Source organism: Pantoea sp. Ft-CA_14, assembly GCF_024520875.1.
Classification (GTDB): Bacteria; Pseudomonadota; Gammaproteobacteria; order Enterobacterales; family Enterobacteriaceae; genus Pantoea; species Pantoea agglomerans.
Genome location: NZ_JALNPM010000004.1, coordinates 15694 through 37686, shown reverse-complemented (window position 1 = coordinate 37686; position 21993 = coordinate 15694). Strand labels below are relative to the sequence as shown.

Sequence of the window (21993 nt, the reverse complement as noted above, 5' to 3'; positions counted from 1 at the left end):
TCATCAGGCCAGGCTTAACGACTTCACATCTGCGGTAGTTAAGGTAGTTACCAATGATGGGACATCACTCTTATTCATGGGGACGAGGCAATGAAAAACCTGTTTAAGTGGTCCGCACTTGTGGCTGCCACCGTCCTCATTCTCATTGGCTTGTTTTTCTGGCTTACTGCATCGGGCTCTGATGAAACGACTGTCTATAAAGAAAATGACTTCTTCAGCTATCACACACTGACAGACAAGGACATTGAAAACGCGCCGCGTATAACGGACAACTACTATTTTGAAGCGCACCCTGGCGACGGATACTCACCTTCAAATAGTATCGTATTTAAGGGGGCTACAGATACTGCATCGCTGCAGGCTTATCTCGAAAAGCTGGGATACGTGAAGCAAAATCGCAGTCTGGGCGAGAAGGAAATATGGGCAAGGCCTGATAAGTTGGATGGGGATCTGTTCTATCTGTACTTTAATCCCACAACCCATGAGGTTGAGATGACCAGGGTTCTGAATAATTGAGTCGCCTGAACGGGAAATTGTTACGGCGATGCCGGTCTCTGCCGCTGGTCATCGTGCTGCTGCTGACAGGATGCGCCCGCTCTGACGCGCTGTGGACGGTCACGCATGACCTCTGCATGAATAACTATCACTATCGTCGCGATCCGGCTCCCTGCCAGCAAATCTATCTGCCGCAGGACAACACGCAGGGCTTCAGTATTATCCAGAATCCTCGCCACAGGCTGCACTTTATTCTTGTGCCCACGATGGCGATGTCCGGCATTGAGAGCATTGCGCTGTCGCGCCCCGGACGTCCCGACTATTTCGGCTACGCCTGGTTAATGCGCTATCGTCTGATGGCGGCCTATGGCGCTAAAGTGCCTGAGGATCGGCTCGGCATGGCGCTGAATTCCGCTTATGGCCGCAGCCAGAATCAACTGCATATTCATCTGACCTGCCTGCGGGAAGATGTCTATCGCCAGCTTCAGGCCGAGCGCCCCTTTATTCATAATGACTGGCGACCCTTGCCCGACCGTTTGCTGAACCACACCTACTATGCCCGTCGCGTTATGCAGCAGACGGCGATGGGGATTTATCCTGTCTCCTCCGTGGCACGCCATTTCCGGCTGTCGCCGCCGCAGCTGGCAGAGTCTGGTGTGGCGCTCATCCCGGCGACGTTTTCGGGAGAAAAAGGGTTTATCCTGCTAACTACCCGGCGCGGCTGGGATAAGGGTAATCGGGCGTCTGTTGAGTCCCTACTGGATAAACGCTGCGCTATTCTTTCAGCGCCGCCAGCTGACGTTGCAGTCGGGAAGTAACTAAACCTTATCACCCTTAATCCTCCACCGACCCAGCCACTCTGGTGTAATCAAACCCTCTGCCAGCAAGAACCCGGCTGACGAGGACGATCGCCCGTGCATCGGTTTCGTAAACATTGAATCAGGTTCGTGTCCGCCCTGTTTCAGTTCCTGCTCCAATGCCACGAAAAATGCCTTCTTCATGTCGCTGAAGATATTGATTTTACCGACGCCATAACGAATTGACTCCGCGACCTCGCTGTTTTTGTTGCCCGAACCGCCATGCAGTACACGTGGAATATTAATTAATAGTAAGCTTGTTACAAGCTTGTCATTTATACATGATTGTTGAGCTATAACATCTCTGTTACTCTCAGGTTAAATAACAAGCCATAAACGCATATTAATTACATCTGTTAAGTGACTTATTGCTAACATAATCATCCTATTTCTTAAATTCAGACTTTTTCCAGGGAAAATTATCGCTCATTTTCTTTTCACCAGCGTAGGATAAGCGCACAAAGGATTATAGATGCAAGGATTATCAATGGCTCTACATGGAAAGTTTGTTATTAATGATGCTGACTACTCACCGTTATCCTTTCCGGGTGTGGGAACGTTTTTAGCGTTCTCTGGCAATGGTGCTTATCGTAATCGTGGTGCCTGTGGAATGATTCCTAAAGAGGGGCCTGTACCAGCGGGTAAATACTGGATTGTTGACCGTCCTGAGGGAGGCCTCCGATCACAACTAAATGCCGGTGTAAGGGATATTTATAATCATTTTGCCAGCGGTGCTACGTTCAGGCATTCCGAATGGTTTGCAATATGGCGGGATGATTGGGCAATTGATGATTACACCTGGGTTGATAGCGTTAAGCGTGGTAACTTTCGTTTGCACCCCGGCGTTCTTTCTGAGGGTTGTATCACACTTCCGCATGATTCTGATTTTTCCCTGTTACGCAATGCATTATTAAGGACCCAGAAAATAGGGGTTCCTTGTATGAGGAAGTTAAAGGCCTATGGAACGATTGAGGTAATTGCCAATGGCAAAACATGTCCTTAGTCTCTTTATAAAATTGGCGCTCTTTACTGTGATTATGCTGTTCGTAGCTAAAGAAGTTCCCTATGATGGATTAGTTGACTCTATAACAGCCTTATTTGATTTCCAAAGCGCTCTGAACGTTACCCATTTCATTCTGGGTGAACCTGACTTAGAGGCCTGGGAGTCGTTGCGGGATTACTTTTCTATTTTAATTAATACTCTAATCAGCATTCCGGTTATGAGTGCGATTATCACCCTTTTTAACGGCCTTACTCACAAAGTGACCCCATCTTGCCTCCCTAAAGAGTGGGCTTTCTCTACCGTGCGACGATTGATAAAAATAATCATTTTTGTAATGCTGCTTTGGTTATTCGTCCGTTTTGTACCTTACCAGGCTGTTTTTCCGGACATAGAAAAATTTTCAGATGTTGCTATGGCTGCACTTATGGCTTTCAACCTGATTTTAGCCATTTTCTGCTATTACTTTATTATGAAGAAATGCACATTCAAAAGGAGTTTGTAAAATGCCTATTCCAGCTTACATGTGGCTTAAAGATGACGGCGGTGCAGATATTAAGGGATCAGTAGACGTTCAGGATCGTGATGGTTCTATCGAAATTGTTGGCTTCAGTCACGGTTTAAATATTCCAGTGGATAGTGCCAACGGTAAAATCACCGGCAAGCGATCACACTCTCCCATTATGATTGAAAAAGAGTTTGATAGCGCCAGCCCATACTTATACAAAGCCGTTGCTACTGGTCAGACGCTGAAAAGTGCGGAGATTCGCTGGTATCGCATTAACCATGCCGGGCAAGAGGAATGCTATTTTGTTATGACTATCGAAGGGGTGAAGGTGACTGGCATTAATCCGGGGATGCCAAATGCTAAAATGGCAGGAAACTCGCAGATCAACCATATGGAAAGCCTTTCCCTGATGTACGACAAAATCACCTGGCGTTACGTTGATGGTAATGTGCAGTATACGGATGACTGGAATGTTCGGTCCTGAGATTAAAATCCTGTTTCCTGGGGTATAGCTAAGTTCTCCTTGGCAGTGAAGCAGTAATTAAAACGTTACCGGGGTGTAATGGGGGATTTAGTGACGACCTCCATGCATGCTCGAAAAACGTTACGACCGCGTTATCCGGTTGTACAACATCTAAAAAAGGCACCTATTCATCGGTGCCTTTTCCCGGCCTCCTACCAGTCTTCAAGCCACCATCCACGCCACACAACCCCTTACCGATACAACGCCGCTTTCCCCACCGAACTAAACAGCGCCATCTTCGCCGCGACCACTTCACTCGCCGCCTGCATCGGTTTAACAAAGAGGGAATTAGGCTCGTGACCCCCAAGCTTCAGCTCCTGTTCCAGCGCCACGAAGAACGCCTTCTTCATATCGCTGGAGATATTGATTTTACCGACGCCATAACGAATTGATTCCGCGACCTCGCTGTCTTTGTTGCCCGAACCGCCATGCAGCACCAGCGGGATATCAACCACCTTACGGATCTGCTGCAGGCGCTCGATATCCAGCTTCGGCTGCTTCCCTTTGGGGTAGAGGCCATGCGAGGTACCGATGGCGACCGCCAGCGTGTCGGTGCCGGTCTCGCGCACAAAGGTCTCGGCCTGCTGCGGATCGGTATAGAGAATCTCGTTACTGCCACCTTCGCCGCTGCCTTCCGCCACGCCGATGGTGCCCAGCTCCGCTTCCACAGAGACATTAATCGTGTGCGCTATCTCGACAATCTTCTTCGTCAGCGCAATGTTCTGTTCGAAAGGGTGAGACGAGGCGTCAATCATCACCGAGGTAAAACCGGCGTAGATCGCCTTCATCACCTCTTCCAGCGAGCGGCCATGGTCCAGATGGATCACCACCGGCACGCGCGCCTGAATCGCCAGCGTCCGCAGATAGCCGATAAATTCCGGGCCGGTGAAGGCCATCTCTTCAGGATGGATCTCCAGAATCAGCGGTGAATCCAGTCGCTCGGCAGTCTCAACCGCCACACGTCCAAACTCCGCGCTGGCGATGTTAAACGCACCAACGCCAAACTGATGCTGTCGGGCAACGCTGAGCAGATCTTTCATGTTGTAAAGCATAGGTTTTATCCTTGTTTTGCAGGAACGGAGATATCTTTTTTCAGGAACAGCAGGATCAGCGCCGTCAGCAGACTGCCTGCGGCAATCGCAAACAGATAACCCATGACGTTGCTGATCACGTTAGGAATGAAGATGACGAAAATGCCGCCGTGCGGAGCGCGGGAAGCACAGCCCAGCATCATTGAGAGGGCGCCTGCTAACCCGGAGCCCGCCACGATAGCCGGGATGACCCGCAGCGGATCGGCGACCGCGTAAGGGATCGCGCCTTCGGTAATAAATGACAGACCGAGGATGTAGGTGACCTTGCCGGTCTCACGCTCCTGCTCGGTAAACTTGCGGCGGAAGAGGGTGGTTGCCAGCGCGATGCCCAGCGGTGGCACCATGCCTGCCGCCATACAGGCGGCAATCGGTCCGTAAACCCCGCTCGACATCAGGCCAATCGCAAACATACAGACGGTTTTATTCAGCGGGCCACCCATATCAAAGGCCACCATCATGCCGAACAGCAGGCCGAGAATGGCCGCATTGGTGTTACCCAGCGAACTGAGGAAGTCGGTCAGCCAGCCGAGCAGCATTTTGATCGGCTCACCAATCAGCAGCGCCATCAGTGCGCCGGTCAGCAGCACGCTTAACAGAGGCACGATTAAAATAGGTTTCAGTCCGGCGACCGCTTTGGGCAGATGGATATGGTTATTGATCAGCAGCGTGATGTATCCGGCCAGGAAGCCGGCAATCAGCGCGCCGAGAAAGCCGGAGCCGGTGTGGATCGCCATCATCCCACCCACGGCGCCCGCCACGATGCCCGCTTTGCCGCTGACAGACTGGCTGATCCCCAGCGCCAGAATCGGTAGCATCAGGGCAAAGGCGGAACCGCCACCGATGTCAGAGAGCATCTTCGCTATCGGGCTGAAGTTCGCGTCCCCTGGTGTGGCCGCCGTAATTCCGAATGAAAAGCTCAGTGCGATTAAAATGCCGCCTGCTACCACAAACGGGATCATCAGGTTTACGCCGGTGATGAGGTGCACATAAATCTCTGAAATCCAGGAACGGGAACCCGACGCCTCACGGGCACTGTTAGCCGGTTCAGATGCACTGGCCTGCGGAGCGGAGTTGGCCAGCCTGGGAGCCAGTTCGCCGTTAACAATGGCATTTAACAGGCCTTCAGCATCCTTCGCGGCACGGGTAACGGGCACTTCAATCACGTTTTTATGCTGGAAGCGCGCCATCTCAACTTTTTTATCTGCGGCGATCAACACGACGTCCGCCTGATGAATATCGTCGTCGCTGAAAATATATTCGCTTTCAATCGCGCCCTGGGTTTCAACTAATACATTCAGGCCCAGTTTTTTAGCCGCTTTTTTTAAATTACTTTCGGCAAGGTAGGTGTGGGCGACACCTGTAGGACAGGCGGTAATGGCAATAATGTTCATAAATGTTCTCCAGTGAAAATTTTATATTTATGTTTTTCGGTCTGAAGGGATGGCTACAACCTGGAATACCTCCTTTATTTTTTAATTCATGCTGCTCTCCGGTTTATTCAGGCTCCCGATCGGGATAACAGTAAATGAAACATCTCTTCGCGATGCGGGACATTAAGCAATTGCTCGACAACATCCTCATCGCCTAACGCAATGGATATTTTGGCGAGCATTTTGATATGGCCCACATCTTTATCGGACTCTTTTACCGCGAACAGAATAACCAGCCGGACTTTAGTGCCGTCGATGGTCTCCCACGGAATATCCTGGCGTAAACGACCCACGGCAATGCGGGTTTTGGCGACGGCCGCAGATTTACCGTGCGGAATAGCAATATGATTTTCAAATCCGGTAGAGCCTAATTCCTCACGCAGATAAACATCTTTCAGGAAAGCGACTTTATCGGTGACGGCCCCGGTCTGGCAGAGCAGGTCGGTCAGTTGAGAAATAATCTGCTCTTTGGTCTGGCAATCGACATCGAGAATAATGCACTCTTCTTTTAATACTTCGTTAATAGCCACGGCTGTCGTCATTTTGCTTCTCCATTATCATTAATTAATCGAATTCGATACCAGACATTCTGTTACCCGTGCGATATCTTTCGCCGAGAACAGGGCCGAGACATACACCACCGGTTTTTCCAGCGGTTCCAGCCGGATGGTGGAAATCACCACGTCACACTCATGTCGTTTCAGGGAGTCAGCAATATTTTTCCCTGGAACGATGTCGATAATTTTCCAGTCGGGAAAGGCGCGGATAATCCGTCCGTAAAGCAGCTGCGAGGTGCCCAGACCGCTGGAGCAGACCAGCAATACCCGTTTTACCTTGATGCTGTTTTCGATAGCCGCCTGAATATGCACCGTCAGATAAGCCACCTCATCGTCACTGATTTCATCCAGGCTGTACTCCTGCGTTAGCTGGCTGATTACCGCTTTAACGGCGGCGAACACCGTACCCAGCTCGGTCTGGATATCATGCAGCAGCGGATTTTTAATCCGAATGTGATATCTGAGGCGGTTCAGCATCGGCTTGATATGCGAGGACAATGACGCCTGCAGGTTCTGGTCGGTGGTGATTTCAATGTTGATGCGCTGCGCCACCCGGGCGATCAGCGCCTCAGCAAAGCGGGTTTCACGCTCTGAAATCAGGGAGTCATCGTGCTGTGGTGACTCACCGCCCGCCTTACCCGAAGAGACCAGATACTGATAGATAGAGTGAGACTCTTCGGCCACCAGTACCGTGTTGTAAGCGGTCTCAATGCGTTCTATCACCGCCAGTGACACCTGCCAGGCGTGATGGTCGCTGACCCGGTTCATCGACACCGCGCGGGCGTCGGTCCTGTGCATCGGCGAGTGACTGCGGTGGATCAGCACCAGAATATGCGTAAATAAATTGATGTAGTAAGGATCGCTTATCGTATATTGCAGTTGCTGTTCAATAAAATTAATTAATTGCAGGGTAAAATGGACAGCCTGCTGACCAAATTTCTCTGAAAGCTCCTGCAGCGTGCTTTCATCCAGACGGCTTTCCATCATGTCCTGACGGTTATAAATCGATTTTAACACCAGCGCTTTCATCGCCATGCGAATATTATGGTCACTGCCTTTTATGCTGGTTCCGACACGGCTTTTTAATAAGGTTAAATCAAACTGATGTAACCATGCTTCTAATGTTTTTAAATCATTCACTATCGAGGCGCGGCTGATAAAATATTTATCCGCCAGCTCGCTGATGGATGAACTTTTTGGTGACAGCATTAATAAATCCGACGCTATTTTCAGCATCCTGAAGTTACTGCTGAAATCATCCGCCTCGGTTGAGAAAATCCGGCGCGCGGCTATTTCCGACTGCGCATCAGCGAATTTAATTGTGATCCCTCTCCCACTTTTTCCGCTGAGATTGATTCCCTGGTCAGAAAGTTTTTCGTTAATGTCGGCAATATCGCGGCGTAGAGTTCTGGGTGTAATAGACGTTTTTTCTGAAATAGCGTGCAGGCTCACATAACTGTTATGAGAAATAAGCTGTCGCATAATCGTCAGTTGCCGTTCAGTCAGCGCCTTCATCATCATCAGGTTCCGCTTAATCCGTTATTCGCCTTGTCAGTTATCATCTAAGCAAAGGCACTATGCCATGTAAATATTAAAACATGGCCACAACCTGGTGGTCCGGCTGACCACCTGACAGTGAATTTCTTAAATAATCGGGGACGAGGTGAAAGAATAAGTGAAAGGGGATGGGAAGGTTTGGCGGGCTGACTGGCAGTGATCCGATTGGTGGGGCTACATCAATGGCTGAGGGCGGAATCTGGCGGGAAAGCCCGGCTTACGCCGGGCCTGATTCTATCTTTACGCCATCTTCAAACGCTGTAGCCGTTTCTCGCGGCGAATCTTACGCTCTTCCATCACCGCAACCAGCGCCATCAGGCAGATACAGGCGATAGCAGCGGCATCCAGTGCGGCAAAGGTGCCTGCCCAGCCGGTCAGGCCAAATATCGGCGTGCCGTCGGCAATCATGCCCAGGCCCAGTTTGGCGAAGCTGTCACCAATCAGATAGGCGAAGGTGCCTTTGATACCATCCGCTGCGCCAATCGCTTTTTTCGGTACAAAGCCGACTGCGGCGACGCCGATTAACAGCTGCGGGCCAAATACCAGGAAGCCCAGAGCGAACAGCGACGCCAGATAAACATACTGGTTGCTGGCATGCTGATAGATCCCGAGCGTGGCAATAATAAGCGCTAACGCGACGCAGGCGACCAGCGCACGGCGGCCATTGGCCAGATCGGATAACCAGCCCCACATCAGCGTGCCCACCAGTGCGCCGACTTCAAACAGGGTAAACCCCTGAATCGCCACCTCTTTAGAGAGCTTCAGCTCCTGGAAGGCGTAAACCGTTGACCACTGATCGATCCCGATGCGCACCACGTAGAGGAAGATGTTGGCGAAGCAGAGCAGCCAGATCACCTTGTTCTTCAGTACGTACTCAACAAAGATCTGCCATTTGGTCATCGACTCATCTTCAGCTTCTTTGTCCTCATCGCTCAGCTCTTCGTCAAACAACTCTTCGGCCTTGCCCAGGCCATAAGACTCCGGGGAGTCGCTGCCGTAGCGCAGGCCGATAAAACCAACAATCAGCGCGATAATCGACGGGAAGATAAACATCCCAATCACGTGGCCGTTGAACAGCACATTGGCGCCAAACAGCGCAACGCCCGCCGCACCGGCACCGCCGAGGTTATGCGAGATATTCCACATGCCAAGATAAGTACCCCGTTTGCGGCGCGGCGTCCACTTAGTGATGGTGGAGTAGCTACAGGAGCCGCCGGTACTCTGGAAGAATCCGCTTAAGGCATAGAAGGCGATCATCAGGAACAGGCTGACAGATCCGGTGCCCATGCTGGCGCTGAAACCCAGCATACAGATGGCCGAGAGGATCAGCATAAACGGCAGGAACTGCTTGGTGTTTTTGCCGTCAGCATAATAGGAGACCAGGGTTTTCCCGACGCCATAGGTGATGGAGAAGCCCAGACCGATCATCCCCAGCTGCGTCATGCTCAGTCCGTAGGTGGTGATCATATCGTTCTGCGCGATATTGAAGTTTTTGCGGATCAGATACATGGTCAGGTAGCCGATAAAGACCACCAGATAGGACTGCATAAACGGCTTGAACCACATCTTGCGCCGCAGTTCGATGGGCAGATCCAGCGTTGGTCTGCGCACCTGTTTAAGGAATGCCAGCATGGAAGGGGATTCTCCTGGTTGGAATAGCTGCAATGGGCAGCGAATGGCTGGCATTGTAAAAACCTGCCGCCAGACTGGCCTGAGACAGCATCCAGGCGAAACCAGGAAAATTTCTTAGTTTTGCCCCACTCGGGGCAAAAAGGAGAGGCGTATCACGCTTCAGGCAGGGGACGCGGCGCCTGAGCATTTAAAAACGGCAGCAGAAGCAGCGCGGAGATCCCCGCCGCCGTGGCAATGACCGCAAAGAAGCCGCTCCAGTGCCAGACGTCGATAACCCACGCCAGCGGCCAGCCGGAGAGTGACGCGCCAAGATAGGCGAAAAGACCGACGAAGCCGGTTGCCGCGCCCGCCGCATCTTTATGGGAACACTCGGCTGCCGCCATGCCGATCAGCATCTGCGGGCCAAAGACAAAGAAACCGGTAGTAAAAAAGCAGGCTGCCTGCATCACGTAACTGGTAAAGGGCATCAGCCACAGTGAGCCGACGGAAAGCAAAATCCCGGCTGCAAAAATCAGGTTCATCGGCCCACGGTTGCCGTTAAACAGCTTGTCCGAGCCCCAGCCCGCGACCAGTGCGCCTATCACACCGCCCAGCTCAAACAGGGTGACTACCGAGTTGGCCGTCACCAGATCCACCCCCAGCGTGTCGGAGATGTAGAGATTTCCCCAGTCATTGAGCGCCGCGCGAACCACATAGACCAGCACGTAACACAACGACAGCAGCCAGATATAGGGATTGAATAGCACGTAGCGGGTCAGGATCGCTTTGCGACTCAGACCTGCGCCTTCCTGCTGCTGCGCCATCTCCATCTCATCCTGTCGCCAGTCGCCTACCGCGGGCAGGCCGACAGTCTGAGGCCGGTCGCGCAGACGCCAGCAGAGAAACAGTCCGGCGAGGATCGCTAAACTGCCCGCAATCATCATCCCGATTCGCCAGCCATAGTGCAGCGCCACTGCACCGATAACGATCGGGATAACCGCACCGCCAACGTTGTGCGCAGTGTTCCATAGTGCCCACCAGCCGCCGCGCTCGTTGCGCGAATACCAGCTGGTCAGCAGGCGCGCGCAGACCGGCGCGCCCCAGCCCTGGAAAAAGGCGTTGATGGTCCACAGCAGCGCAAAGGCCCACAGTGAGGTGGAGAAGCCAAACAGGATATTGACCACGCCGGTAGCGATCAGCCCCAGCCCCATAAAGTAACGGGCGTTGGAGCGGTCACTGACGATGCCGGAGAAGAACTTCGACAGGCCGTAGGTGATGTAAAATAGCGTCGCCAGCAGGCCAATATCGGTGCGCATCATCACGCCGCTGGCGATCACTTCCGGCGCTGCCGCATTGAAGCTTTTGCGGGTAAAGTAGAACAGGGCATAGCCGATCCAGATGGTCGACATGATGTGCCGCCGCCAGTAGCGATAGCGGCTGTCAATCTCACTTTTGTCCTGCAGCGGAGCGGCGTTAGCGGGCGTTTTCAGAAAGTTAAACACGGTGATTCCTCAGGCCGTACGCAGCGGCAGATGCACGCTGACGCGGGTTCCATGGGTGCAGGAGATAGTCAGCGATCCGCCCAGCGCGCTCACGCGTTCGCGCATCCCGACCAGACCAAAGCTCTGCTGACCGGAACCTGGCGGCAGACCGCAGCCATCATCTTCAATCACCAGTAAAACGCGACCATCCTGTTGCCAGCCTTTGAGCGTCACGGCGCTGGCGCTGGCGTGTTTCACAATGTTGTTCAGCCCCTCCTGACAGACGCGAAACAGCGTGACGCGCTGCGCTTCGCTCAGCAGCGTCTCATCAATACGCCACTCAAGGTGACTGACGATGCCGCAATCCTCCAGCTCCATCTCACGCATCAGGGAGCGAACTGCCTGTTCAAGTGACAGGTCATCTAGCTGGCGGGGTCGCAGACGTCCCAGCAGTCGCCGCACTGAATCGTAGACACCCAGTGAGAGCTGCTCAATATGGACGCCGCTCTGGATCACCCGGCCATTATCCGGCGCAAGGCGCTGCACAATGCCCGCCTGAGTGCGGATTGCCGTAATCGTCTGACCGATATCATCGTGCAGTTCGCGCGCCACCTCCTGGCGCACATTCTCTTCTGTCTCGACCAGCCGTTCCGCCAGGCGCCGGTTGCGCGCCAGCTCACTCTGCAGCGACTGATTCAGCTCGCGCAGCCGCTGGATACCGGCACCCAGCAGCAGTCCGGTCAGGCTTTGCGCCAGTAGCGAGAGCAGGAGATCGACCGGATGATCGTGCCAGGTCTGGCTGGCGATCAGCGCGATTGCGTTCATCAGCGTAGCAATCAGCGCACCCTGCCAGCCGTAGTGCCAGGCCAGCGCAATAATCGGCAGCGCCAGACAGAATGGCGTAAAGCGCGACAGTTCAGCGGGCAGGCCAAGCTGCAACCAGAGACTGATGACAAACAGCAGCAGATACCAGATAAGATGCCGGGCGCGCCAGTTGACCGGGTGCGAGACCAGCGCCGGTCCCAGCGGCTGCCAGCGGGTGCTGGTGAGGTAGTGCCAGATGACCAGGCAGGTCGGGGCCAGCGTCAGACCACCGGTGAGCGTCAGCAGCAGGGCGTTCAGCATCTCCTGCTGTCCCGCCCACGCCAGGGACTGCAGCAGCGCCGCGGCGATCAGAGCCGCGCCCTGGCTCAGCAGCGTGCGCCAGTCACGCTGATGGCGGTAATGGGAGATCAGCGCCACCGGCAGCAGCGTCAGTACACTGCCTGCCATTAACAGCGGCAGATGCGCCAGCGCGACCACCTTCGCCAGCCAGATCAGCATGATCCACTCAGCTGCCAGCAACACCGGCCAGTAAGCGCGTGGACATTGCAGCATCAGCCCCAGACGCAGGCCAAACGGGAATAGCAGCACCGCCAGCTCCGGGCGTTCCACCAGGTGCAGGCTGATACTCCACAGGCAGAACCAGGCCGCCGAGAAGATGAAAAAGCTGGCGACAATGGAGATCAGCCGCGAAACACAGGGGCTCATTGCCAGCCATCAAACATGCGGCGCGCCAGCTCCACATCATTGCTGACGCCGAGCTTCTCCATCAGATTCGCGCGGTGGACATGTACGGTTTTCGGTGACAGCGCCAGCTCAACGGCAATTTCCTTTACCGCCATGCCCTGCGACAGTTTTTCTGCCACCTGACGTTCGCGTCGGGTCAGCGGGTCCTGCCGACCAGCGGCCAGCTTGATCGCAATCTCTGGTGTCAGATAACAACCGCCTGTGGAGACCGTGCGCACCGCCGCGATCAGCTCATCGGGACGACAGCGTTTAGAGAGGAATCCGCGCGCACCGGCATTAAGCGCCTGTTCCACCAGTGCCGGACTGTCATGGACTGACAGCATGATGGTGGCCAGGCCCGTCGGCAGCTTGCTCAGCAACTCCAGCCCGGAGAGATCCGGCATCGAAATATCGCAGATACAGACCTGAACGCCCCGGCCCGGTAAACCTGCCAGCGCCTCACGGCCAGAACCAAATTCCGCTACGACCTGGAAATCCGATTCCAGGCCCAGCAACTGGGCAAAGCCGGAGCGGACGATAAGGTGATCGTCAATAAGCGCGATGGTGATCATGTTTATTCCTGGCGGGTAAAATCGCGCTTACCTTAGCGATAAGCACGAAGCTGTTCAAGTCGTGAGCAGTCTATTCAGGTAAGGGAGTGGGTAGAGTGATGCAGGTCAAACTGTCGTGGATCGTGAGAGAAGCATGCCGGGCTGAATCGCCGCCCGGCAGATCGTGAGGCTAAGCAGCCGATCAGTGCAGACAGCACTGCTTATATTTTTTGCCGCTGCCGCACGGGCAGGGATCGTTGCGGCCAGGCAGTTTCTCTGCCGCGACAGGCTTCTGGGGAACGGGAATCGCTTCAGGCTGGGAGATCCAGTGATCGTGCAGCGCCAGCGCAGCAGGACGGATAGCTTCAATGCTGGCTTCCATCTCGTCCGGCGTCATGGCATCGATCTTTTCAAGATTCTCTTCCACGCCGTGCAGAGCGATGGCGTCCAGCGCGGGTTGCAGGTCCTGCGGCAGGGCAGTCCAGTCGGTCAGCGCGACACCGCGCATGTAGCCGAAGCACCACTCTTCCACCACGGTAAATTCCAGACCTTCCATTTCACGGATGCCAAACAGCGGTTCGAACTGCTCAGGGAATTCAGATAAGCGGTCAGCCACATCATTCATATGCTGGAAGCAAAGCGACATAAAGCGCGTCATTTCACGCTCGTTGCTCCATTTTGGGATCTGCTTCTCGCCACCCCACAGTGCCACCAGCCACTGGCTTGGCTCGACGGTGACGGGACCGGAGAGTACGGCAGTCAGCAGGCCGTCGAGCTCGGAGACATCAATAATCGATGCTTCGCTGCCATATTTTTCCAGCATATCTTCCAGCCATTGCAGCTCTTTTTCGGACAGTGGGCCTTCTTTCATGCGGTTGCCTCCCGGGCATTTCAAAAATTTCAGCGGCGTTGAGCCTTAAAACCGCAGCAGTGTACACCCTTGTGGACTGCAACACAGCTAACCCTGTTCGGGCGTGCTGCGGTGATTAAACCGCGTTTAGCACCACTTTCATCCCGTTGTGCAGGCGATAGCCCACAGCACTTTATGGTACATTTTTGCGCTCCAGCCAGACAGTTGCGTGTTAAATAATAATAAGTTAATGATTAATATATGAAAAATGGATTTACTGGCAGGCCGGCTGTTGCAGTCTCCCTTGCACGGCTGACCCCTGGCGGCCAGTGGATCAGCAGATTAATGACGCGATTCATGCCAGCCTTTATCTTCCTGCTGGCGGGATGTGGAACCCTGTCGCAAACCTCCGCCCCGGTGGGCGACCGCGTTTATCTGACACACGCCACCTTTCATGAAAATGTCGACGACATCGTGCAGCATTACATGCAACAGAAGCAGGTTCCCGGCATCAGCATTGCGGTCATTCATCGCGGTGGGCCGACCCGCTATTACGCTTTTGGCGTCACCGATCGTGTGCATCGCTATCCGGTCACGCCCGATACCCTGTTTGCACTGGGATCGCTGAGTAAAGGCGTGACGGCAGAAGTGATTATCCAGCTGGTTGATCAGGGTAAGCTGCGCTGGAGCGATACACTGGCCGATCTTCTGCCGGAAGGCGTTCACCTCAGCGCTGACGCGCAGCGCATCACGCTGCTGCAGCTGGTAACGCACACCTCGGGTTTGCCGCGACAGGATATGGATCTGACGATGCTGCAGCAGTTCGTACGTTATCTGGACACTGGCGAGAACTTCTATGGCAATCTTGATAGCGACAAGCTGCTGAGTTATCTGGCGGACTTCTCTGCACCCGCGGTACGCATGCCACACTACTCTAACCTCGGCTATGCGCTGCTCGGTTATATCCTGCGCACGCGTTGTCATCAGGATATTCAGACGCTGGCGTCACAGCTTATCTTCACACCGTTAAAGATGAATCAAAGCAGTTTTGTACCGGAAACGCTGACGGGCTATCCGCTGCGTGCGCTGGGCCATGCAGGCGATCAGCCGAAATTTATTCGCCGCGGCACGCTGACGCCTGACTGGCATTTTCACGGCAACATGGTGGCCGCGGCCAGTCTCTACAGTAACGCGCGCGATCTGAGTGCTTATTTGCGCGCACATCTCAGCGCTACCGGTGATGCTGCGCGGGACCGGGCTTTCGCGGCGGTAGATCAGGCGTGGTATCAGCAGGGCGCGCAGGCGCAGAATATCGCCTGGGTGACCGACACTTTCGAAGAGCAGCAGATCACCTATCAGGTGGGCTATATCGGCGGCTATGCCAGTTTTATCGGCTACGATAAACGTAACGGCAATGCGATTGTGGTGCTGCAGAACGGCTTTAACTGGAGTAACTATTTAGGCATTGCGTTGTTGGTCGATCTGGCAACTCAGGATAAAGTGGTCGGACAGTGATCCGCTACCTGGCCTGTGTGCAGTAAAGTGAATAGCGCTGTTTTTCCTTACACATAGCGTCAGTGCGCCGGAACTGAAGTGCGATAAACATTGTCTTTAGCCTGACTGTCAAAATTCAACGTGGAAATCATTATGCGCAGGACTCAACGTGTACTTTTATCAATGGGATTACTGGTTGGCTCGCTGAGCCTGATCCCCGCTGTACAAGCCGCTGGCGAAGCAACGGATACCGTTCCGCCACCGCCGCAGATTCAGCCTGCTAATCCGGATGCGCAGCCCGCTACGCCTGATACGGGCAGCGTTCAGCCGGATGCCGGTGGCGCGCAAAGCCAGGCACCGACCAGCTCACAATCTAATGATGGTATTACGCCGACCACGCCGGCACCTTCCAATGGCGCGCACCCTAATTACGACCTCAGCACCATCATCATCGACTACAAACAGTACCAAATCGGTGACACAGTGCCAGAGAAGTACACCGATAAAACGTACACCATCAATGAGTGGCAAAAGCGTAATCTGCCTGCTCCGCAGGAAAATACCCACTGGGCCTATATCAACGCCAACTACATTCTTATTACCAATGACACCGGCAAAATCGTCATGGGTAAATCGGGCGATATCTTCTTCCGCGGTTAAAATAAGCGCGGTTAAAATAAGCGGTAAAAATCAGCCGGTCGTGATGACCGGCTTTTTTTAGCTGAAACGCTCAGCACCAAAGCTTGCCAGCATCGGATGCTTTTCACCGCTTACAATCTCCTCCGCCAGTAATTCACCGACAATCAGCGCCAGGGTTGCGCCCGAATGCGTGAACGCCACATAACAGCCCGGCACCTTCTGCAGTTGCCCCAGCACCGGATCGCCATCGCCTGGAATCGGCTTCAGGCCAATTTTCCAGCTCTGGACGCTGAGCGGCTCGTCACCCCGTAACAGCTGACTCGCTTCCTCGGCCAGCTTTGCTACAACCTGCTTATCAATATGGTAACCGCCTCCGGCCAGCTTCTGGATATCAGCCTCGTACCAGTCGTGATCCAGGGCGTAACGGTTGCCGGGGTTTGGCCGGATGGCGGCGCGAGGCGTGTTCAGCACCGCCTTGAGTTCATGTTTGCCCGGCTCAGTGATCACCAGCATGGAGACGGGCGATCCGTTGGGAATCGTCACGCCCAGTGGCGCAATCACATCCGGTGTCCAGGGCCCGCAGGCGACCACCACCGCATCTGCCCGCAGTTCGCCCAGCTCACTGCGAATGCCGCAGGCCCGGCCCTGATCGGTGATCACACTGGCTTTACCGGCGTGTTCAATCACTTCACCACCCCGCGCCCGGAACTGATTCACCAGATACTCTGACAGGTGCGGCAGGCTGACCCAGCCTTCACCGGGGTTAAATATCGCCTGCGACGGCAGCGCGTCAGGATCGATCGTCGCATCCGCCTGCGCCACGTTATCAGGTGTCATGAGTTGTGAGTCGTAGCCGTGTGCTTTCTCATAGGCGTGCCGCGCCTGCGTTCCGGCTGCATCATTGCTGAACCAGCAAACCCCGCCATCAAAACGCAGCCAGTCGAGGGTGGGTTGTTGAGCAAACAGGGTGCGATAGCGATCAATGCCCGCCATGCGCAGCGCGTGATAGGGGCGGGAGCGTTCACCCGCCGAGTTGAGCCAGGAGAGTGAACGTCCCGATGCGCCAGAACAGAGCGCGGCTTCGGTCACCAGGGTCACCGCCGCTCCCCGTTTTGTCAGCTCCAGCGCCGTCGAGACACCTATTACGCCACCGCCCAGAACAACCACTTTCATTTCAGTTTTTACCGCCATTATCAGGTTCCTTGCTCAGTTACAGCACTTCAGAGAGAAAACGTTGCAGTCGCGGCGACTGTGGCGTATCAAAAATGGCGCCCGGCGGCCCGGCTTCAACAATCTCGCCTTCGTCCATAAACACCACCTGATCCGCCACTTTGCGCGCAAAGCCCATTTCATGTGTCACCACAACCATCGTCATGCCGCGACGACAGAGATCCGCCATCAGCGTCAGGACACCCTTCACCAGTTCGGGATCGAGCGCGGAGGTCGCCTCATCAAACAGCATGACCTCGGGATCCATCGCCAGCGCGCGGGCAATCGCGACACGCTGCTGCTGGCCGCCGGAGAGATCGCGTGGCCGGTGATCGGCGCGCTGACCCAGACCCACTTCTTCCAGCCGCTGACGCGCAATCGCCATCGCCTGCGCTTTGGGCAGGCCCTTAACCCGCCACGGTGCCAGCGCCACGTTCTCCAGCGCGCTGTGATCGGGGAAGAGATTGAAATGCTGAAACACCATGCCGATCCGTAACCGCAGCGCATCTGGCTTGTCGCGCAACACTGACCGATCAGCCAGAAGTACATCTCCCGATTGCGGTTCATGCAGCCGGTTGATGCCGCGCAGCAGCGTCGACTTACCCGAACCGGATGGCCCGATAATGCAGGTGGTGCTGCCGGGCGCGACCCGCAGCGAGACGTTACGCAACACCTCAATCGGGCCATAAGCCAGAGTCAGATCGCGCAGCTCCAGGCTGGCACCGTGCCAGCTCGCGGCAGTGGTGCTGTTCAGGTTATTCATGGTTGCCTCCGATCCGGGGATGAGTGACCAGTGCGCCGCCGGGCGCTCTGACTTCATCCACCTCTTTTAAGCCACTTTGCGGGGCAGTCAGGCGACGTCGGCCGGTGCGATAACGCACATCGACATAGTTGACCATGTGCGTCAGCGGCACAGTGATAATCAGATAGAACAGCCCTGCCAGCATCAGGGGCGAGAGGTTGCCGGTGAGCACCGCCGCATCCTGGCCCACGCGAAACAGTTCCCGTTGCTGGGTCATCAGGCCCAGCAGGTAAACCAGCGAGGAATCTTTAATGATGGCGATGAACTGGTTAACGATGGCGGGCAATACGCGGCGGATCCCCTGCGGGATCACCACCAGTCGCATTGCCCGGCCATAACTCATCCCCAGCGCACGGCAGGCTTCCATCTGGCCGTGTTCAACACTCTGAATACCGGCGCGGAAAATCTCGCCCATGTAGGCGCTGGCGATCAGGCTGAGGGCGAAGATCCCCAGCGGATAGGGCGTAGGACCGAACAGCTGATAGCTGAAGCGCGCCAGGCCCTGACCAATCAGCAGAATGGTCAGAATCGATGGCAGACCGCGGAACAGATCGGTATAGAGCCGGGCAGGCAGACGCAGCCAGCGTGAGGGCGAGATGCCCATCAGCGCCAGCAGAAGGCCGAATAGCGTGCCGAGCAGCGTTGCCGCCAGCGAGATAATCACCGTGTTGACCAGCCCGGTGGTCAGCATCTGCGGCAGTACTTCCATCATTGATGGAAAATCAAAGAAGGTGCGGGAAAGAATCGTGAGCAAGTCCATCGCCGTCTCCATGCAGGGTGGGGGATCCCCCGGTTAACTCAGGACGCGAACGTCCGCATCTTTACTGCCCGCCAGGCAGATACTGTTTTGGCATCGGCGATCCGGGGAACCACTTCTGATAGAGCCGTTGCCAGGTGCCATCCTGCATGGCTGCTTTAATGGCGCGGTCCAGCGCGGCCTTGAAGGCGGGTTTGCCTTTGGCAATGGCAATGCCGGCCGGTGCATCAAACGAGGGGATGTCGGCGGCAGAGACCAGCTTAAAGCGGTCGGCGTAGCTTTTTGCCGCCTCGTAGTCGAGGAAGATCGCGTCGAGCGTACCGTTGTTGAGCGCAGAGACTGCGCTGTTGTTATCCGGGAAGCGTACGAGATCGGTCTGGGTGAAGTGTTCGACGGCATAGCTCTCCTGCAGCGTGCCCTGAACCACCCCGAGCCGGTGTTTTGCCAGGCTGGCGACATTCTTCACGCCGCTGTCGTGGCGGGTCAACACGGTGAGAAATCCCGCCAGATAGCCGGTTGAAAAATCCACCGTCTTTTCACGCGCAGGGGTGATGCCGATGGCCGCCACCGCCGCGTCATACTGACCGTTGGCCACCGCCGGCATGATGGCCGAGAAGTCCTGTCCAATAAAATCGACCTTATCGATCCCGATACGATGGGCGACATCTTTGAAGAATTCGACGTCAAAGCCGGTGAACTGACCGCTGGCATCCGTGAAGGTGTAAGGTTTTGAGTCGCCGACGCTGGCGATGCGTAGCTGACCCGGTTCGATCAGGCCATAGGGATTGTTATCGCTGGCAGCCAGCGTACAGAACGACAGTGAACAGAGTGCGAGCGTGGTGCCGAGCAGTTTGCCCAGGGTGGTTTGCGATTTCATAGCTCATCCGTTTTTGCAGGTTTAAACATCAGAGACTGTTGAGCCAGCGATTATTATTGAGACCGGTCTCAACACAGGTGGCACCTTAAGACACTGATGTTGTGAGACCGGTCTCAAGGGGTTACAATGAGTTTAAGCACAGCCTTTTTTCGGCGTCAATATTCCTGTCATCAACCTGTGATTCAAAATAATTATGACCAGCCAGAAACGACAATCTAAAGCGCCCACCGTGGCGGATGTGGCGCGCGCAGCAAAAGTATCCAAAGCCCAGGCGGCGCGTGCGCTGGGTGGCTATGGGGCGGTCAGTGATGAGGTGCAGGAGCGGGTCAACAGCGCGGCCTCCGCGCTGGGCTACCGTCTGAATGCCCTGGCCCGCAGTATGAACACCGGACGTTCCAATACCATTGGTGTGATTGTCGGCGACATTGAGAATCCCCATTTCGGTCTTGCGCTGCGCGGTATGGCGGATGTGGCGCGCACTGCCGGTTACCATCTGCTGCTCAGTAACAGCGATGAGAAGTTGCAGGCTGAGCAGGATGCGGTGCGGGTGATGCTGGAAAAGCGGGTCGACGGCATCATCGTTGCGCCCTGCTGTTCAGAACACCGTCACAACAGTCACCTGACTCAGGTACTGGAAGAGGGCAGAGCGCTGAAATTATTTGATCGCGCAGTAACTGACCTTGATGTGGAGGCGATCTGTTGCGAATTTACCGAAGTGGCTGCAGAAGCAACCTCGCAGTTACTGGAAGCGGGCCATCGCCACATCGCCTATATCACCAGCATGGCACTGGCAACCGACTACAGCACGCCAGGGGATTTTGGCCTGACGCCGGTCGCCCAGCGCGTGGGCGGCATGATGCAGGCATTTGCTGCCGCGGGCGTGGAATTTGATCCGACGATGGTGAAAGTGAATGCGCTGGACGAAGCGGAGATTGCCCGTATCGTGGCCGAGCTGTGGCAGCGTTCGCAGCCGCCCACTGCGCTGGTGGCTTCTGACAGCGTGGTGGCGATGTGGCTGCTGCGCGAAGTGACGCAGCGCGGACTGCGAATCCCTGCCGATCTCTCTTTCATGATGTATGACAATTTTCCGTGGAGTGAGATTGTCACGCCACCGCTGACGGTGGTAGCGCAACCGGTGTATGAGATGGGCCGTGAAGCGGCACGACGCCTGATCGCGGAGATACGCGGCGAAGCCGTCGGACCGATGCCGCGCTTTGATGCCCGTCTGATGATTCGCCAGTCCATTGCCGCACCGGCCAGCCTCATCAGTGGGAAATAATAGGGTTAACCCGGCCAGCCCGGTAACCGGTATATCGCCTGGCTGATGCGTTCGCAGGCAATGGTTCTATCATTTTCGCCAGTTTTGGTCCTTTTTAATCAATTATGATCGTGGCAATCTGCAGAGATAATCTGCAGCCAGGAGACAACATGCCACAACATACCAATCAGTTCGGACAGCCGGTCGGTGAGCCAATGCCAGACTGGCAGCCCCGACCTCTGCCCCAGCATCAGGTTTTTACTGGCGAAGTTTGTCGGCTGGAGCCGTTCAGTGTGGCGCGTCATGCTGAGGCACTGTTTGAGGCATGGGCGCTGGCTGAAGATGGGCGTGACTGGACTTACCTGCCTGCCGGTCCCTTTACCGAACGTCCGGCATGGCAGGCGTATGCCGCACAGCTTGAAATGAGTCGTGATCCGCTGCATTTTGCCGTGATCGATCTCGCCACCGACCAGGCAGTAGGCAGCCTGTCGTTAATGCGCATCCAGCCTGAACATGGCGTGATGGAAGTCGGGCATGTCATGTTTTCGGCCCGGCTGAAGCAGACCCGCATGGCAACGGAGGCGCATTTCCTGCTGATGCGTTACGCCTTTGAGACGCTGGGTTATCGCCGCTATGAATGGAAATGCGATAGCTGTAATGCCCCTTCCCGTAAGGCAGCGGCACGTCTCGGTTTTCGTTATGAAGGCGATTTCCGTCAGGCAATCATCTACAAAGGGCGTTCACGTGACACCAGCTGGTTCTCGCTTATCGATAGCGAATGGCCGCAGGTGAAAAAGGGCCTGCAGCGCTGGCTGGCGGAGGATAACTTTACCGCCGACGGTCAGCAGCGCGAAAAGCTGGAGGCGCTGCGCGACAGACCCTGACAGGGTGATAACGC

The 21993-nt window shown here is 55.2% G+C and carries 22 protein-coding genes and 2 pseudogenes; 9 read left to right on the top strand and 15 right to left on the bottom strand.

All coding sequences use genetic code 11. From position 1 onward, the window contains the following. The first annotated feature begins 90 nt into the window (after positions 1-90). Positions 91-516, top strand: coding sequence for a hypothetical protein (locus NR195_RS08065; protein ID WP_256844395.1), 426 nt, complete (start codon positions 91-93; stop codon positions 514-516). Continuing rightward, positions 513-1313 carry a CDP-diacylglycerol diphosphatase gene (locus tag NR195_RS08060; protein ID WP_256844394.1) on the top strand — a complete coding sequence of 267 codons (801 nt, stop codon included), beginning with the start codon at positions 513-515 and terminating at the stop codon, positions 1311-1313. Before NR195_RS08065 ends, NR195_RS08060 begins: the two co-directional genes overlap by 4 nt. On the opposite strand, the pseudogene NR195_RS22950 reads toward NR195_RS08060, so the two are convergent. After that, positions 1314-1601: pseudogene (locus tag NR195_RS22950) on the bottom strand (class II fructose-bisphosphate aldolase); the annotation flags it as partial. Positions 1602-1839: 238 nt separating this feature from the next. On the opposite strand from NR195_RS22950, the gene NR195_RS08050 reads away from it, so the two are divergent. The 3 genes from NR195_RS08050 to NR195_RS08040 are packed head-to-tail and all read left to right on the top strand — an operon-like array spanning position 1840 to position 3344. Then, the gene (locus tag NR195_RS08050) at positions 1840-2355 is read left to right on the top strand and encodes a DUF2778 domain-containing protein (RefSeq protein WP_256844444.1); all 516 of its coding nucleotides are present in this window, start codon (positions 1840-1842) and stop codon (positions 2353-2355) included. Further along, complete coding sequence (locus NR195_RS08045) at positions 2336-2857, top strand: hypothetical protein (protein ID WP_022625343.1); 522 nt, start codon at positions 2336-2338, stop codon at positions 2855-2857. Before NR195_RS08050 ends, NR195_RS08045 begins: the two co-directional genes overlap by 20 nt. A gap of 1 nt (position 2858) precedes the next feature. Continuing rightward, positions 2859-3344 carry an Hcp family type VI secretion system effector gene (locus NR195_RS08040; protein WP_010671741.1) on the top strand — a complete coding sequence of 162 codons (486 nt, stop codon included), beginning with the start codon at positions 2859-2861 and terminating at the stop codon, positions 3342-3344. A gap of 230 nt (positions 3345-3574) precedes the next feature. Here NR195_RS08040 and NR195_RS08035 read toward each other — a convergent pair whose 3' ends face one another. The 10 genes and pseudogenes from NR195_RS08035 to NR195_RS07990 form a co-directional block, all read right to left on the bottom strand. Continuing rightward, entirely contained in the window at positions 3575-4435 is an 861-nt protein-coding gene (locus NR195_RS08035) for a ketose-bisphosphate aldolase (RefSeq protein ID WP_010671740.1), read from the bottom strand. A gap of 5 nt (positions 4436-4440) precedes the next feature. Continuing rightward, positions 4441-5865: a PTS fructose transporter subunit IIC gene (locus tag NR195_RS08030; RefSeq protein WP_022625346.1), complete on the bottom strand. Its 1425-nt coding sequence runs from the start codon at positions 5863-5865 to the stop codon at positions 4441-4443. A gap of 107 nt (positions 5866-5972) precedes the next feature. After that, positions 5973-6446: a PTS sugar transporter subunit IIA gene (locus NR195_RS08025; RefSeq protein WP_010251532.1), complete on the bottom strand. Its 474-nt coding sequence runs from the start codon at positions 6444-6446 to the stop codon at positions 5973-5975. A gap of 18 nt (positions 6447-6464) precedes the next feature. Further along, positions 6465-7670, bottom strand: coding sequence for a PRD domain-containing protein (locus tag NR195_RS08020; RefSeq protein WP_229518688.1), 1206 nt, complete (start codon positions 7668-7670; stop codon positions 6465-6467). Positions 7671-7796: 126 nt separating this feature from the next. Next, positions 7797-7976 (bottom strand): annotated as a pseudogene (locus NR195_RS08015) (HTH domain-containing protein); the annotation flags it as partial. 282 nt (positions 7977-8258) lie between these two features. Continuing rightward, positions 8259-9650 carry a hexose-6-phosphate:phosphate antiporter gene (gene uhpT, locus NR195_RS08010; protein WP_010251526.1) on the bottom strand — a complete coding sequence of 464 codons (1392 nt, stop codon included), beginning with the start codon at positions 9648-9650 and terminating at the stop codon, positions 8259-8261. Positions 9651-9802: 152 nt separating this feature from the next. Beyond that, complete coding sequence (locus tag NR195_RS08005) at positions 9803-11131, bottom strand: MFS transporter (protein ID WP_010671736.1); 1329 nt, start codon at positions 11129-11131, stop codon at positions 9803-9805. A gap of 9 nt (positions 11132-11140) precedes the next feature. Next, entirely contained in the window at positions 11141-12640 is a 1500-nt protein-coding gene (gene uhpB / locus NR195_RS08000) for a signal transduction histidine-protein kinase/phosphatase UhpB (protein WP_167430372.1), read from the bottom strand. Further along, positions 12637-13230: a transcriptional regulator UhpA gene (gene uhpA, locus NR195_RS07995; RefSeq protein WP_010251517.1), complete on the bottom strand. Its 594-nt coding sequence runs from the start codon at positions 13228-13230 to the stop codon at positions 12637-12639. Before uhpA ends, uhpB begins: the two co-directional genes overlap by 4 nt. 181 nt (positions 13231-13411) lie before the next feature. After that, positions 13412-14080: a YecA family protein gene (locus NR195_RS07990; RefSeq protein ID WP_010671734.1), complete on the bottom strand. Its 669-nt coding sequence runs from the start codon at positions 14078-14080 to the stop codon at positions 13412-13414. A gap of 240 nt (positions 14081-14320) precedes the next feature. On the opposite strand from NR195_RS07990, the gene NR195_RS07985 reads away from it, so the two are divergent. Then, positions 14321-15574 (top strand): serine hydrolase, encoded by a 1254-nt coding sequence (locus tag NR195_RS07985; RefSeq protein ID WP_256844393.1) that lies wholly within the window; start codon positions 14321-14323, stop codon positions 15572-15574. Positions 15575-15706: 132 nt separating this feature from the next. Then, positions 15707-16213: an RcnB family protein gene (locus NR195_RS07980; RefSeq protein WP_033759783.1), complete on the top strand. Its 507-nt coding sequence runs from the start codon at positions 15707-15709 to the stop codon at positions 16211-16213. A 57-nt stretch (positions 16214-16270) separates the two neighbouring features. On the opposite strand, the gene NR195_RS07975 is transcribed toward NR195_RS07980, so the two are convergent. From NR195_RS07975 to NR195_RS07960, 4 genes are all read right to left on the bottom strand, one after another. Further along, complete coding sequence (locus NR195_RS07975; protein WP_052271139.1) at positions 16271-17383, bottom strand: FAD-binding oxidoreductase; 1113 nt, start codon at positions 17381-17383, stop codon at positions 16271-16273. 19 nt (positions 17384-17402) lie between these two features. Beyond that, positions 17403-18164, bottom strand: a complete 762-nt coding sequence (locus NR195_RS07970; RefSeq protein ID WP_010671731.1) for an amino acid ABC transporter ATP-binding protein — start codon at positions 18162-18164, stop codon at positions 17403-17405. Then, positions 18157-18963: an amino acid ABC transporter permease gene (locus tag NR195_RS07965; protein ID WP_256844392.1), complete on the bottom strand. Its 807-nt coding sequence runs from the start codon at positions 18961-18963 to the stop codon at positions 18157-18159. The genes NR195_RS07970 and NR195_RS07965 overlap by 8 nt, the downstream gene beginning before the upstream one ends. Positions 18964-19024: 61 nt before the next feature. Continuing rightward, the gene (locus NR195_RS07960) at positions 19025-19837 is read right to left on the bottom strand and encodes an ABC transporter substrate-binding protein (RefSeq protein WP_022625355.1); all 813 of its coding nucleotides are present in this window, start codon (positions 19835-19837) and stop codon (positions 19025-19027) included. 193 nt (positions 19838-20030) lie between these two features. On the opposite strand from NR195_RS07960, the gene NR195_RS07955 reads away from it, so the two are divergent. Both NR195_RS07955 and NR195_RS07950 read left to right on the top strand, forming a co-directional pair. After that, positions 20031-21116 carry a LacI family DNA-binding transcriptional regulator gene (locus NR195_RS07955; RefSeq protein WP_256844391.1) on the top strand — a complete coding sequence of 362 codons (1086 nt, stop codon included), beginning with the start codon at positions 20031-20033 and terminating at the stop codon, positions 21114-21116. A 149-nt stretch (positions 21117-21265) separates the two neighbouring features. Further along, positions 21266-21979 carry a GNAT family N-acetyltransferase gene (locus NR195_RS07950; protein ID WP_033787429.1) on the top strand — a complete coding sequence of 238 codons (714 nt, stop codon included), beginning with the start codon at positions 21266-21268 and terminating at the stop codon, positions 21977-21979. Positions 21980-21993: the final 14 nt, after the last annotated feature.

What these genes read in the sequence shown, in the direction of transcription:
- NR195_RS08065 (WP_256844395.1), top strand. Translation starts at nt 91, where the DNA reads ATGAAAAACCTGTTTAAGTGGTCCGCACTTGTGGCTGCCACCGTCCTC.
- NR195_RS08050 (WP_256844444.1), top strand. Translation starts at nt 1,840, where the DNA reads ATGGCTCTACATGGAAAGTTTGTTATTAATGATGCTGACTACTCACCG.
- NR195_RS08045 (WP_022625343.1), top strand. Translation starts at nt 2,336, where the DNA reads ATGGCAAAACATGTCCTTAGTCTCTTTATAAAATTGGCGCTCTTTACT.
- NR195_RS08040 (WP_010671741.1), top strand. Translation starts at nt 2,859, where the DNA reads ATGCCTATTCCAGCTTACATGTGGCTTAAAGATGACGGCGGTGCAGAT.
- NR195_RS08035 (WP_010671740.1), bottom strand. Translation starts at nt 4,435, where the DNA reads ATGCTTTACAACATGAAAGATCTGCTCAGCGTTGCCCGACAGCATCAG.
- NR195_RS08030 (WP_022625346.1), bottom strand. Translation starts at nt 5,865, where the DNA reads ATGAACATTATTGCCATTACCGCCTGTCCTACAGGTGTCGCCCACACC.
- NR195_RS08025 (WP_010251532.1), bottom strand. Translation starts at nt 6,446, where the DNA reads ATGACGACAGCCGTGGCTATTAACGAAGTATTAAAAGAAGAGTGCATT.
- NR195_RS08020 (WP_229518688.1), bottom strand. Translation starts at nt 7,670, where the DNA reads ATGCTGTCACCAAAAAGTTCATCCATCAGCGAGCTGGCGGATAAATAT.
- uhpT (WP_010251526.1), bottom strand. Translation starts at nt 9,650, where the DNA reads ATGCTGGCATTCCTTAAACAGGTGCGCAGACCAACGCTGGATCTGCCC.
- uhpB (WP_167430372.1), bottom strand. Translation starts at nt 12,640, where the DNA reads ATGAGCCCCTGTGTTTCGCGGCTGATCTCCATTGTCGCCAGCTTTTTC.
- uhpA (WP_010251517.1), bottom strand. Translation starts at nt 13,230, where the DNA reads ATGATCACCATCGCGCTTATTGACGATCACCTTATCGTCCGCTCCGGC.
- NR195_RS07990 (WP_010671734.1), bottom strand. Translation starts at nt 14,080, where the DNA reads ATGAAAGAAGGCCCACTGTCCGAAAAAGAGCTGCAATGGCTGGAAGAT.
- NR195_RS07985 (WP_256844393.1), top strand. Translation starts at nt 14,321, where the DNA reads ATGAAAAATGGATTTACTGGCAGGCCGGCTGTTGCAGTCTCCCTTGCA.
- NR195_RS07980 (WP_033759783.1), top strand. Translation starts at nt 15,707, where the DNA reads ATGCGCAGGACTCAACGTGTACTTTTATCAATGGGATTACTGGTTGGC.
- NR195_RS07975 (WP_052271139.1), bottom strand. Translation starts at nt 17,383, where the DNA reads ATGGCGGTAAAAACTGAAATGAAAGTGGTTGTTCTGGGCGGTGGCGTA.
- NR195_RS07970 (WP_010671731.1), bottom strand. Translation starts at nt 18,164, where the DNA reads ATGAATAACCTGAACAGCACCACTGCCGCGAGCTGGCACGGTGCCAGC.
- NR195_RS07965 (WP_256844392.1), bottom strand. Translation starts at nt 18,963, where the DNA reads ATGGACTTGCTCACGATTCTTTCCCGCACCTTCTTTGATTTTCCATCA.
- NR195_RS07960 (WP_022625355.1), bottom strand. Translation starts at nt 19,837, where the DNA reads ATGAAATCGCAAACCACCCTGGGCAAACTGCTCGGCACCACGCTCGCA.
- NR195_RS07955 (WP_256844391.1), top strand. Translation starts at nt 20,031, where the DNA reads ATGACCAGCCAGAAACGACAATCTAAAGCGCCCACCGTGGCGGATGTG.
- NR195_RS07950 (WP_033787429.1), top strand. Translation starts at nt 21,266, where the DNA reads ATGCCACAACATACCAATCAGTTCGGACAGCCGGTCGGTGAGCCAATG.